The organism is Dactylosporangium sp. CS-033363 (assembly GCF_050942475.1).
In the GTDB taxonomy this organism is placed as follows: domain Bacteria; phylum Actinomycetota; class Actinomycetes; order Mycobacteriales; family Micromonosporaceae; genus Dactylosporangium.
The window spans coordinates 951,046-963,248 of record NZ_CP192032.1 but is presented as its reverse complement, the minus strand read 5'-3'; the positions used below and the strand labels follow the sequence as shown (position 1 = coordinate 963,248).

Here is a 12,203-nt window from a genome sequence, read left to right as displayed (position 1 = left end):
CAACTTAGCCCGGCAGGGCCTCCTTGACCGAGACCACGGCGGCGTCCAGGAGGTTCACCAGCTCGATGCGCTCGGCCGGGGTCAGCGACTTGAACGCCTCGCCGGCGATGCGGTCGGTCAGCGCCTCGGCCCAGCTGCGCCGGCGGACCAGGGGCTCGAACGGGGGGTACGGCGGCTGCCACCCGAACGCGGTCGCCTCCGCCTCGCCGTCCGGGCCGGAGATGATCGCCTCCAGCGGGGTCAGCCCACTGGCCCGGATGGCGAGCAGGTGGGCGGAGCCGCGGTGCTCGCGCAGCAGGTGGGCCAGCACGGCCGCCCGGGCGCCGGGCGAGTCGTCCGGCAGCGGCATCGCCCGCCAGGCGGCGAAGAGCGGCATGCCGGCGGTCTCGGCGCTGACGACCACCCGCTCGGCCAGCTCGACCAGCTTGGGCAGGGCGTAGAAGCTCTCCAGGTGCTCGCGGCCCCAGCGGCAGCACTCGTCGAGGTTGTCGGCGGCGATCTGCTCCGGCGGGGCGACCTTGCGGGCCGCGTCCCAGCCGTCCTGCACCGCCTCCGGGGCGATGAAGCCCAGGGCGGCGGCCACGGTGTCGGCGCGCACGTCGCCCAGCGCGCCGCCGCGCCCGGCGACGTAGAAGGCCCAGCCGGTCAGGCCGATCTGACGGGCCCGGCGCATGGTCTTGGGATCGTCGCTGAACGCGCCGCCCAACACCAGCACCGCTTGCTTCGCCGCGGCGGCCGCCTGCTCGGGAGTCACCCGGGTCATTCTGCCCTCCCGCATGGATCACGGCGAGGCACTGAACGGTGGAACGGGGTCAGCCCAGATCCGCCAGCGCGTCCTGGGCGATCTTGACCCGCTTCTCGGCCTGCTTGATCGCCTTGTCGGCCGCGGCCACCGCCCGCTCGGCCTCGGCCTTGGCGTTCTCGGCGTCGGCGACCTGCTGCAGGGCGGTCATCAGCTCCCGCCGGGCCTGCTTGACCAGCCGGGCGTGCTCCTCCTCGGCCCGCTTGCGCTCCTCCTCGCGCCGCCGGGCCTCGGCCCGCCGCTCCTTCTCGCTGTCGTCCGGCGCGGAGCGGATGGGGGTCACCTTGGCCGTCCTCGGCTCGTCGTCGCCGCCGCCCTCGCCGTCGCCGCCCTTGACCAGGCGCAGGTTGGGCCGGGGAGTCTCACCGAAGCCGGTGTACTCCAGCGCCTTCGTCAGCCGCCCCGCCCGCACCTCGGCGGCCACGTCCGGGTCGGCGAGCGCGGCGGCGAAGGTGGCCTCGACCTCGGCCGTGGGGAGGTTGCCCGCGGAGCCGCGACCGGCCAGCTTCACCGCTTCACGAGCCAGGGCGGCGACGGTACTGCGCCGGCGCACCGACAGTTCCCGCAGGTCCGCCCCGCGCAGCTCGCGCTGGGCGGTCCGCAGCTCGTCGGCCAGCTCCAGCAGCTCGGCGATGAGCTCCGGGCGCTCGTGGGCCACCCGGTTCACCAGCCAGGCCGCGACGGTGGGCTTGCGCAGCTTGCCGATCGCCGCGGCCAGGCCGGTGTCCTTGGCCGCGCGGGCCTTGGCCACCTCCTCGCCGCGCAGCGGGATGAAGTCCTCGGGCGCGGCGGAGTACAGCCGGGCCACCACGGCGGCGAGGGCGTCTGCCATGCAACCAAGCTAGATGGTCGTACCCGGATCCAGGCGCGTGTAGTGCGTGCCGGACAGGCGCGTCATGTGGCCGGTGACCATCTGCTGGCCCGCCTCCACGTAGAGGCTGTCGTGCAGGGCGAAGGCGCGCTCCGGCTTGACCGCCCGGGCGAAGTCGATCGCCTCGGCGAGCCGGAGCCACGGCGCCGACACCGGGACGAACAGCGTGGCGATCTGCTCGTCGGGCACGAAGTACGAGTCGCCCGGGTGGTAGATCGGGCCGTCGGGGCCGTCGATGGTGAAGCCGACGTTGACGATCCGCGGGATGTCGGGGTGGATCACGGCGTGCTGCCCGCCGTGCGCGCGCACGGTCATGCCGGCCGCGACGAACGTGTCGCCCGGGCTGACCGGGAAGACGTCGGCGTCCAGGTCGGTCAGCGTGGCCTCGACGTCGGGGTGGGTGTGGACGGTCAGCGCGGGCTGGTGGGCCGCGGCCGCGCGCAGCTTGTCGATGTCGACGTGGTCCACGTGCTCGTGGGTGATGAGCACCGCGTCGGCGCCCTCCAGGGCCTCCGGCTCGCTGAACACCCCGGGATCGATCACCAGCACCCCGCCGCTGTGCTCGATCCGCAGACAGGCGTGCGTGTACTTCGTGATGCGCATCCGGAGACCTCCTCGTGGCAGAAACGTGACCCGCACGGGTGGAACGGCCGCGGCGCGCTCGGCGTCGGACCGGCACAACCCCCACCGGACCCTACCCAGGAGGCGTCATGTCAGTCAGGCGCACCACCGTGATCCTCGCGGCGGCTGCCAGTGCGATGGTCCTCGCGCTGAGCGGGTGCGGCTCGTCCGCCGACGACTCGGCGAAGAGCAGTGGCAACGCCGGCCCTGGACCCGCCGTGGCGCCCCAGAAGGAGGACGCGGCCGGGGCCGGCGACTTCGCGGCCGACTCGGGCGGGCAGCCGGCCCAGGCCCCCGGCGAGCAGAAGGTGCCGGACAACCTGTCCACCACCGACCGGGCCATCATCTACTCCGGCTCGATGACCGTCGAGGTGAAGGACGTCAACGTCGCCGCCGCGCAGGCGATCGCGTTCGCCACGGGGGCGGGCGGGTTCATCGGCGGGGACAACCGGCAGATCGACGGGCAGAGCTCGACCGCGACGCTCACCCTGCGGGTGCCGGCCGACAAGTTCCAGGCCACCCTCGACCAGCTCAAGAACCTCGGCGACGAGGAGAACCGGCAGCTCACCGCCCAGGACGTGACCGACCAGGTGGTCGACGTGGAGTCGCGGATCGCCACCGCCCAGGCCAGCGTCGACCGCATCCGGGCGCTGCTGGCCAGGGCGCAGACCATCGGCGAGATCACGTCGCTCGAGTCGGAGCTGTCCCGGCGCGAGTCCGACCTGGAGTCGCTGCAGGCCCGCAAGCGCAAGCTGGACGGGCTGACCGCGCTGTCCACGATCACCGTCGTGCTGCACGGCCCGGACGCGCCGGTGGTCTCGGAGGAGGACACCGGCATCCTGGTCGGCCTGCGCAACGGCTGGAACGCGTTCGTGGCCTCGCTGCGGGTGGCGCTGACCGTGCTGGGCTGGCTGCTGCCGTGGGCGGTCTTCCTCGGCCTGCCGATCTGGCTGCTGGTCTGGCTCCTCAGGCGCTATCGCCGCCCGCGGCCGGCGCTGATTCCGGTTCCCGCCGCGGTGGCGGCACAGCCTGCTCCGCCGGTGCAGCGTCCGGCTCCGATTCCCGCCCCGGTGGCGGCGCAGCCGGTTCCGCCGGTGCAGCGTCCGGCCCCGCAGGACGCTCCGAAGGTGGCTCCGAAGGAGGACGAGCCAGCGAAGCCGCAAGAGAGCTGACGACCGCCCCGAACTCGGGGCGGAGTTGGTAGGCCGAGTGCCCGTCGACCTTGGGGTACACGGTGTCGCCGGGCTGGACGGCGAACGCCGGCGGGTCGACGAGGCGCCGGTCCGCCGCGGCCGGGGTCCGCACCGGCCCCCCGATGGGGTCGGTGTCCCGCCACAGGTTGATCCACCGGCGGCCGCCGAGCACCCCGCCGACCTGCTCCAGCACCGGGTCACTGAGGTAGGCGGGGAAGAACCGGCCGTACAGCCGACGCAGCGGCGACCCGTAGGTCAGCAGGGCGGTGCGCGCCTGCGCCTCGGGCGGCATCTGCAGCACCGTGGCGGCGACGAGCACGCTGCCCTGGCTGTGCCCGGAGAGGATCACGCCGCCCTGCTCCGCGGCCAGCCAGGAGGCGCGCTGGGCCAGCTCCGGCACCACCCGCTCGGCATAGCAGGGCGGGGCGAGCGGGTGCGCCGCGCGGGGCCAGAACGTGCCCAGGTCCCACAGCACGCCCACGATCCTGCGGAAGCGCTGGTACCGGTAGGCCAGCACGCCGATGAGCACCAGCGCGGCCGCGGACAGGCCGATGAGGTACGTGCCGAGGTTGACCGCGAAGGAGAGCACCTCGGCCCCGGCCGAGCCCGACCGGGCCAGCGCGATCGGGCGCCGCCCGGCGATCGCGAACCCGGTGGCGACCACGGCGGCCAGCGCGGCCGGGATGAACACCCAGACCAGCATCCGTCCGATGTGGTCGGTGACGCGCGCGTCGGCGACGGCGTGGTCGAGGTGCCTGGCCCGCTCGGCGTCGCGCGCGCGTCCCCCGCGGAAGTCGGCGTCGGTGACCGCGCGGGCCTGCCGCCGCAGCCGCCGCACCACCGGCAGCGCGCCGGCCGCGGCCACGATCACGGTGAGCACGAGCAGCAGCACGAACCCGGCCGCGGCCCACTCGTAGGCGGCCGGCGGCTGCAGCGGGTGCCAGCCGGCGTAGTCGGCCGACGACGGGCGCGAGCGGCGGTCGAGGAAGTCGGCGACGCGGTAGGCCAGGCCGGCCGAGAACGCCACCGCGACGCCCAGCCCGGCCGAGGCGATGAGCGGCCCGGCCAGGCCCTGCAGGAACGTCCCGCGCGGGCGGCTGGCGAGCACCACGGCGCCGAGCACCAGCATGAGCACGACCTGAACCGCGAAGAGCCCGGTGACGGTACCGCCCAGCTGCGGCAACCGCCCGCCCGCGACCCACGGATCCCGGGGCAGCAGCGCGTAGCCGAGCACGAGCGCGGTCAGTACGACGGCGGCATGGCTCAGCAGCCGGGTGAACGGGCGGGCCCAGGGCGCCGGGCCGTCCCGGTCGACGACCGCCCGCACCGCCACCGCGACGACGCACAGCACCAGGATCAGCGCGGTCAGCCCGGCCAGCGCCAGCCCGGGCGCGCGCCAGCCGTGCGGGACCAGGTTGGCCAGCAGGACCGCGTCCAGCGTGGCGAACGCGAACGCGATGTGCAGCGAGCGGAGCCGCCCCACGAGCGGCTTGCCGTTCCAGAAGCACGGGTGGGCCAGGCCGTCCCCGTCGCCCTCGGTCTGGGCCGGGAACGCCTCGTACCGCGCCCACGTCCGCCGCCCCAGGAACCACAGGAACCCGATGGCGAGCACCGGCCCGAGCGCACCGAGGGCCAGCCGCCGGCTGGTGGTGGCGAAGAACCCGTCCGCGAACAGCGCCAGGTACCCGCGCCCGTCCAGGCACCGCGGCAGGCTCGCGCACTGCCACCCGACCAGGTCGACGGCGACCTCGGTGAACGACAGCACGAAGGACCCGGTCATGGACAGCGCGTAGATGCGCACCAGGGCCCGGATCACCGCCCGCGGGCCCGCCTTGGTCGCCGGTCGCAGCCAGAGCGCCACGTTGGCGAACATGAACGGCAGCAGCAGCAACCACAGCGCCCGGGCGGCGGCACCGGCGGTGAGGTTGCCCCACCGGTACCCCTCGAGCGTCGCCCCGCCGGGGCCCGTGACCGCGCCGTACTCGGCGCGCGGCCGGAAGAACCCCGCGTCGGTGTCCCCGGCCACCCGCCGCAGCAGGGGCCGGTCCAGCATGTCCTCGGCCGGAGACCCGGTGACGCCGTGCACACGCAGCTCGGTGACCACGCCTCGGGTCTACCAGACTTGGACAACCTTCGCTTTAAAAAGCCCCCGCGCTGAGGGCCGCCAGTGCCGTGTGGACCATGATCCGCACGCCGTGGCCGATCGCCCGCTCGTCGACGTCGAAGGCCGACTGGTGGATGTCGAACTTCGTGTCGGAGCCGGGGATGCCGGTGCCGAGCCGGATCATCGAGCCGGGCACGCCGTCGAGGTAGAAGGCGAAGTCCTCGCCGCCCATGCTGATCTCGGCCTCGACCACGCGGTCGGCGCCCAGGGCGGCCGCGGCCGCGCCCGCGATGATCGCGGTGGCGAGCCGGTCGTTGACCACCGGCGGGACGCCGCGGGTGTACGTGACCTCGACGTCGGCCCCGGTCGGCGCGATGACGTCGTGGACCAGCTTGGTCACCAGCTCCGGCAGCTCCTGCCAGGCCTCGCGGCTGAGCACCCGGATCGTGCCGCGCGCCGTGCCCTCGATCGGGATGGCGTTGGCGGCCTCGCCGGCGCGCACCGCGCCCCAGACCATGGAGACCCCGGCCCGGGCGTCGAGCTTGCGGTCCAGCAGCGACGGCACGTCGACCAGGATGCGGCCGAGGGCGTGCACGAGGTCGGCGGTCAGGTGCGGGCGGGCGGTGTGCCCGCCGCGGCCGGTGAGCCGGACCTCGATCTTGTCGGCGGCCGCGGTGAACGGCCCGGAGCGCACGCCGACCAGGCCGACGGGCAGCTGGGGGGCGCAGTGCAGGGCGAAGATGGCGGCAACGTCCTTGAGCCCGCCGGCCGCGATGACCTCGGGCGCGCCGCCCGGCATGGTCTCCTCGGCCGGCTGGAACAGCAGCCGCACCCGGCCCGGCAGCTCACCGCGCTCCGCCAGCTGGGCGAGGGCCAGGCCGACGCCGAGCAGGATCGTGGTGTGCACGTCGTGGCCGCAGGCGTGGCAGACGTTGTCGACGGTCGAGCGGTACGGCACGTCCTTGGTGTCCGGCAGCGGCAGCGCGTCGAGGTCGGCGCGCAGCGCGATCACGCGCTCGCCGCGACCGATGTCACACATCACGCCATTGCCCTTGGGCAGCATGCGGGGCGAAAGGCCGGCCCGGGTCAGCTCGCGCGCGACGAGCGCGGCCGTCTCGAACTCGTGCCCGGAAAGCTCGGGGTGGGCGTGGATGTGCCGCCGGGTCGCGACCAGCTCGGCGCCCCGGGAGGCGAGCCAGCGGTCGAGCTGCCCGGGCAGCGGGTCGGCTCCAGGTGGTGTCTCGGGCCAGCCCTCGGACAGACGCTCGGCCCTCGACGACGACGACTTGCCGACCGTGCGCGCCGGCGTTGCGGCGGTCTCGGTCAGGGTCAGCGCTCTCGTCACGGTGAGTTCTCTATTTCGGTCTAAAGGAGCGGCCCGCCCCATGCGTGCCATGGACAGACTAACCGGGTCAAGGTGACGGAGCGCAACATCATTCTCGTGATGCCGGAATAGCTGAGCGTCACTTAACCGCTGCTAAAGGCGCCGAACCGCAGGCGCCACCACACCCCCTCTAACGCGCGACCACCACTTCGGTCACGCGTAGTCGTGATGACTTTTAGCCCCGGAGCTCGTCCCACACCCTGGACAGCGTCGCCAACATTCAACGCACAGTGACGGGAGACGTCGCACTCCTCGTCCGACAATCGGCCGTCGCGATGCAGAATCCAGGAAAGACGAGTCGCCGATGTTCCCGATCGGTTTCCGTCACCTGCGTAGACGCTTCATCCATCTGTCCAGGTTCCCCGGATGAACGAATTCAATCCTCGAACCGTCCGCAGGGCGATCCGACCGACACGGTCCGTTGTATGCGGGTCACGGTACGGTGAAGGACCGGACCCCACCTTTCTTCCGAAGCCAAGAGCAAGCAAGATAGTGGGGCGAGAAGTCAACCTCCCCCTCCCATGACGGTTTACTGCCTGTGACTCAGCTTCCGACGTGGCACGGCGAGCCCCTGCCACCCACCGGTGCTCTGGCCTCGGCCGGAGCCGGGCGCGAACCTGCGCACGGCTCCGACTCCCCCTCCAACGGACCCGCCCGCGAACCCCGCGAGCCAGGCTCGACCGCTCCCCCGGTGCCGGGGCAGCGGGCCGCGCCCGGCGTGGTGATCGGCGGGCGCTATGCCCTGCGCACCGCGATCGGACACGGCGGCATGGGCACGGTCTGGCGCGCCAGCGACACGCTGCTGCGCCGCGACGTGGCGGTCAAGGAGGTCATCCTCCCGCCCGGCCTCGCGCCCAGTGACCGTGACTCGATGTACCAGCGGACCCTGCGCGAGGCCCGCGCGGCCGCCGCGCTGTCGCACCCTTCGGTCGTGCAGGTGTACGACGTCGTGACCGAGGCCGGCCGCCCCTGGATCGTCATGGAGTTGCTGCAGGCCCGCAGCCTCGCCGAGATGATCGTCGAGGACGGCCCGCTGGCGGCCCGGGCGGTCGCCAAGATCGGCATCGCGCTGCTCGGCGCGCTCGAGGTGGCCCACGCCGCCGGGGTGCTGCACCGCGACGTGAAGCCGGCCAACGTGCTCATCTGCGGTGACGGGCGGTGCGTGCTCACCGACTTCGGCGTGGCCCGCATGCCCACCGACAGCGAGCTCACCACGCCCGGCATGGTGCTGGGCTCGCCGCACTTCATCTCGCCCGAGCGCGCGATCGGCGCCAAGTTCGGCCCGCCGAGCGACCTGTTCTCGCTGGGTGTGACGCTGTACACGGCCGTCGAGGGGCGCCCGCCGTTCGACAAGCGCGACCCGTTCGAGACCATGCGGGCCGTCGTCGAGGAGCCGCCGGCGCAGTCGATGCGCGCCGGGCCGCTGGCCGGGGTGCTCTACGGGCTGCTGGAGAAGGACCCGGCCCGGCGCTGGAACATCGAGACCGGCCGGGCGGTGCTGCGCGACCTGCTCGCCGGGCCGCTGGCCAGCAACGCGCCGGCGCACATGACTGACCCCTACGCGGTGGTCCGCCCGGCCCACCAGCCGACGATGGTGCACCCGCAGCAGCCGAGCGGCCAGATCGGCGGCCGGGCCATGATGGCCCCCGGCGAGACGGTCAGCGGCGCCCTGCGGCGCATGCACTCCGGGGCCCCGGCCCAGGGCGGCGCGCCCGAGGCCGAGCTGGAGCGCACCGGGGCCGACGCCTACAACGCGTATGCGCCCGAGTACGCCCAGGACGACTGGGCCCAGGGCCCGACCACGGCCACCCCGCCCCGGCACGGCACGACCTTCGGCGGCGGCGCCGGGGCCGGCCTGGCCCAGAAGGTCAAGGCCGCCCCGACCTGGATGAAGGCGGCGGTCGCGGCCGCCGTGGTGCTGGTGCTGTTCCTCGGCATCGGGGCCGCCTCCGGGCTGTTCTCCGGCGACGGCGGCGACACGGGCCAGAAGCCCAGCGCGGGCGGCTCCAGCGCACCGGCCGGCCCGGCGTTCGAGGTGGAGTCGTTCACGCACCCGGGCGGCATCACGGTCAGCGTGCCCAAGGGCTGGACGTCGAAGCAGCTGGGTGCGGCCACCGCGCCGTACTTCGACATCACCGACCCGGCCGACGCCAACCGCCGCATCCGGGTCAACATCGAGAAGACCTCGGCGGCGCCCCGGCAGTTCCTGGAGTCGGCCGAGAACCGGCTCAAGTCGACCCCGTCCAGCTGCGAGACGCCGTACGGCCGGGTCAACCTCTCCGACGGCAAGCTCGACGGGCAGACGTCGGCGATCCTGGAGTACACCTGCGGCTCGGGCGACCACCTGCGGCACGCGCTGTGGGATGCGGTCGTGGTCAACGGCAAGGCGTACCACTTCTTCGTGACCGTGCCCGACGCGCGGTTCGCGGAGAGCAAGGCGATCTTCGAAGAGATGGTCGACAGCTTCAAGGTGACTCCGCCGTCGAACTGAACCCGACCCGTGTTATGAAGGGCAGATGACCTCCACCCTTCGCGCTGCGGCTGAGGCCTGGCTGGCCGACGATCCCGATCCGGCCAGCCGGGACGAGCTCCAGGGGGTGCTGGAGGACGAGGCGGAGCTCGCGGACCGGTTCGCGGGCCCGCTGCGGTTCGGCACCGCCGGGCTGCGCGGCCCGCTGCGGGCCGGGCCCAACGGCATGAACCTCGCGGTGGTCCGCGGGGCCGCCGCCGGGCTGGTGCGCTGGCTCGCCGCCCAGAGCGCCGGGCCGGACGACCGGCCGCTGGTCATCGGCTACGACGCCCGGCACGGCTCGCACGCCTTCGCGGTCGAGACGGCCCGGGTCGCCACCGGGGCCGGGCGCCGCGCGCTGCTCATGCCCCGGCCGCTGCCGACCCCCGTGCTCGCCTTCGCGGTCCGCCGGCACGGTGCGGCCGCCGGCGTCATGGTCACCGCCAGCCACAACCCGCCGCAGGACAACGGCTACAAGGTGTACCTCGCCGACGGCGCCCAGCTCGTCCCGCCCGCCGACGCGGAGATCGAGCACGCGATCCGCGAGGTGGGGCCGCTGGCCGACGTGCCGCTGGGCCCGCCCGGCGAGGTCCTCGGCGAGCAGATCGTGCGCGACTACGTCGACGCGGCGGTCGGCGTGATCGATCCCGCGGTGCCCCGCGAGCTGGCCGTGGCGTACACCCCGATGCACGGCGTCGGCCGCGAGGTCTTCGAGGCGACCCTGGCCGCGGCGGGCTATCCGGCCCCGTTCGTCGTCGCCGAGCAGGCCGACCCCGACCCCGAGTTCCCGACCGTGGCCTTCCCCAACCCGGAGGAGCCCGGCGCCACCGACCTGCTGCTGGCCCTGGCCGCGCGGGAGGGCGCCGACATCGCCATCGCCAACGACCCGGACGCCGACCGGTGCGCGGTCGCCTACGCCGACGGCGGGGTCTGGCGGCAGCTGCGCGGCGACGAGGTCGGGGTGCTGCTCGCCGACCACCTCATGCGCCGCGGGGTGCACGGCCGCTACGCCACCACGATCGTCTCCTCCAGCCTGCTCTCCCGGCTGTGCGCGGACCGCGACCTGCCCTACGGCGAGACGCTGACCGGGTTCAAGTGGATCGTGCGGGCCGGCGACGACCTGGTCTACGGGTACGAGGAGGCGCTCGGCTACTGCGTCGCCCCGGAGCTGGTCCGCGACAAGGACGGCATCACCGCCGCCCTGCTGGTCTGCGAGCTCGCCGCCGGGCTCAAGGCCGAGCTGCGCACCCTCGGCGACCGGCTGGACGAGATCGCGCTCCGGCACGGGGTGCACGCCACCGACCAGCTCTCGGTGCGCGTCTCCGACCTGGGGCAGATCGCGTCGATGATGGCCACCGTCCGGGCCCGGCCGCCGGCCGCGCTGCTCGACGTCGCGGTGACCGCGGTCGAGGACCTCCATCCCGACGCCGACGTGCTGATCCTGCGGGCCGGCAGCACGCGCGTGGTGGTCCGCCCGTCCGGAACGGAGCCGAAGCTCAAGGCCTACCTGGAGGTGGTGGAGCCGGTCGCCGGCGACGACCTCGCCGGGGCCCGGGAGCGGGCCGCCGCCGCGCTGGTCGCGCTGCGGACGGAGACGACGGCGGCGCTGGGGCTATAGCGTCACGTCGAACAGCTGCGACTCGGCCAGCTTCTTGAACTCGTCGAGCGCCGGCGGCGACGAGTCCGGCCGGGTGTCGCCCTTCGGCGCGTACGCGGAGTCGAAGTAGACCAGCGCCCGGATCGCCGGGAAGCGCCCGATCTGCTGGGCGACCGTGGAGAAGATCCAGGCCTTCTGGGCCGGGTCGGCGGTGTGCTCGTAGACGCCCCATTCGGCCACCATCAGCGGCTTGTTGCCGTGTTGCTTCGTGGCCCAGGAATAGAAGCCGGGCCATTTCGCCGGATTCGTCGTGTGATTGACGAGATACGCGAAGTCGCCGAAGCCGTAGCCGCCGGGCTTGGCGAACAGGTACGGGTCCATCCCGATCCAGTCCACCACGTCGTCGCCGGGGTAGAGCTCCTCGAACCAGTCCTTCTCGCACCAGGGCTGATAGGCCATGTAGACGAGCACGAAGACGACGTTCCGCACGCCGTCGGCCCGCAGCCGCTGCACGGTGTGGCGGAACATCGCGGCATAGTCGCGCGCCGTCATCCCGCCGCCGCTGCGCACGTCGTTCTCGGGCTCGTGGTGCAGCGCCAGGAACATGGTGCCGGGAAAGGCCTTGAACCGGGCGGCCGCCCTGTCGATCCGCGCATCCTCGCCCCCGGCCGCGACGCCGGCCCAGGTGGTGTTCCAGGCGACCTTCCAGTTCGCGAAGAGAATGCGTTTGCGCGGCTGCCGTACCGCCGCGATCTCATCGGCCGTCGGAAAGACCTCGTCGCCGCGGTGGTACGAGTGCAGAATGTCCGCCGGGCGGCCCGTGGTGCTCTCGAAGTCCCCCAGCGCCTTTCCGGCCGGAAGGTCGGTGAACGCGCCGGGCGCGACACCCCATAACAGCCCGCACCGCGGTACGAGCTTGGCGTCGACCGCGCATCGGCGCTTCTCGAGCCCCTGCCGCGCGTCGGCCTCGCCCAGCCGCGCGACCGGTTCCTGCATGGTGGCCGCCGCGATCGCGCCCGAGCCCGTCAGGGCCAGGACGACCGCGGCCAGCAGCATCACGTTCTTCCGGTACCTCATCGCGGGCCAACGTAAGGCCGGACCCGTTCACCCCTTCAAGGTCAC

General features: G+C 73.5%; 8 protein-coding genes. 3 read left to right on the top strand and 5 right to left on the bottom strand.

Annotated features, from left to right (window positions below; translation table 11 throughout):
• Positions 1-4 precede the first annotated feature (4 nt).
• The 3 genes from ACQPZ4_RS04500 to ACQPZ4_RS04490 are packed head-to-tail and all read right to left on the bottom strand — an operon-like array spanning position 5 to position 2,276.
• Positions 5-754: an SCO6745 family protein gene (locus ACQPZ4_RS04500; RefSeq protein WP_433056407.1), complete on the bottom strand. Its 750-nt coding sequence runs from the start codon at positions 752-754 to the stop codon at positions 5-7.
• 58 nt (positions 755-812) lie between these two features.
• Positions 813-1,634, bottom strand: coding sequence for a hypothetical protein (locus ACQPZ4_RS04495; RefSeq protein ID WP_433056405.1), 822 nt, complete (start codon positions 1,632-1,634; stop codon positions 813-815).
• A 9-nt stretch (positions 1,635-1,643) separates the two neighbouring features.
• Entirely contained in the window at positions 1,644-2,276 is a 633-nt protein-coding gene (locus ACQPZ4_RS04490) for an MBL fold metallo-hydrolase (RefSeq protein ID WP_433056403.1), read from the bottom strand.
• A 107-nt stretch (positions 2,277-2,383) separates the two neighbouring features.
• Between ACQPZ4_RS04490 and ACQPZ4_RS04485 the strand changes: the two genes are divergently transcribed.
• Positions 2,384-3,466, top strand: a complete 1,083-nt coding sequence (locus ACQPZ4_RS04485) for a DUF4349 domain-containing protein (RefSeq protein WP_433056401.1) — start codon at positions 2,384-2,386, stop codon at positions 3,464-3,466.
• Positions 3,467-5,625: 2,159 nt separating this feature from the next.
• On the opposite strand, the gene ACQPZ4_RS04480 is transcribed toward ACQPZ4_RS04485, so the two are convergent.
• Positions 5,626-6,936, bottom strand: a complete 1,311-nt coding sequence (locus tag ACQPZ4_RS04480) for an amidohydrolase (RefSeq protein WP_433056399.1) — start codon at positions 6,934-6,936, stop codon at positions 5,626-5,628.
• Positions 6,937-7,744: 808 nt separating this feature from the next.
• On the opposite strand from ACQPZ4_RS04480, the gene ACQPZ4_RS04475 reads away from it, so the two are divergent.
• Both ACQPZ4_RS04475 and ACQPZ4_RS04470 read left to right on the top strand, forming a co-directional pair.
• A complete protein-coding gene (locus ACQPZ4_RS04475; protein ID WP_433066232.1) occupies positions 7,745-9,466 on the top strand; it encodes a serine/threonine-protein kinase in 1,722 nt (573 codons plus the stop codon).
• A gap of 25 nt (positions 9,467-9,491) precedes the next feature.
• Positions 9,492-11,102, top strand: coding sequence for a phospho-sugar mutase (locus tag ACQPZ4_RS04470; RefSeq protein ID WP_433056396.1), 1,611 nt, complete (start codon positions 9,492-9,494; stop codon positions 11,100-11,102).
• Here the strand turns inward: ACQPZ4_RS04470 and ACQPZ4_RS04465 are convergent.
• Complete coding sequence (locus ACQPZ4_RS04465) at positions 11,097-12,158, bottom strand: glycoside hydrolase family 26 protein (protein WP_433056394.1); 1,062 nt, start codon at positions 12,156-12,158, stop codon at positions 11,097-11,099. The genes ACQPZ4_RS04470 and ACQPZ4_RS04465 overlap by 6 nt on opposite strands.
• Between the last annotated feature and the right edge of the window lie 45 nt (positions 12,159-12,203).

What these genes read in the sequence shown, in the direction of transcription:
- ACQPZ4_RS04495 (WP_433056405.1), bottom strand. Translation starts at nt 1,634, where the DNA reads ATGGCAGACGCCCTCGCCGCCGTGGTGGCCCGGCTGTACTCCGCCGCG.
- ACQPZ4_RS04490 (WP_433056403.1), bottom strand. Translation starts at nt 2,276, where the DNA reads ATGCGCATCACGAAGTACACGCACGCCTGTCTGCGGATCGAGCACAGC.
- ACQPZ4_RS04485 (WP_433056401.1), top strand. Translation starts at nt 2,384, where the DNA reads ATGTCAGTCAGGCGCACCACCGTGATCCTCGCGGCGGCTGCCAGTGCG.
- ACQPZ4_RS04475 (WP_433066232.1), top strand. Translation starts at nt 7,745, where the DNA reads ATGGGCACGGTCTGGCGCGCCAGCGACACGCTGCTGCGCCGCGACGTG.
- ACQPZ4_RS04470 (WP_433056396.1), top strand. Translation starts at nt 9,492, where the DNA reads ATGACCTCCACCCTTCGCGCTGCGGCTGAGGCCTGGCTGGCCGACGAT.
- ACQPZ4_RS04465 (WP_433056394.1), bottom strand. Translation starts at nt 12,158, where the DNA reads ATGAGGTACCGGAAGAACGTGATGCTGCTGGCCGCGGTCGTCCTGGCC.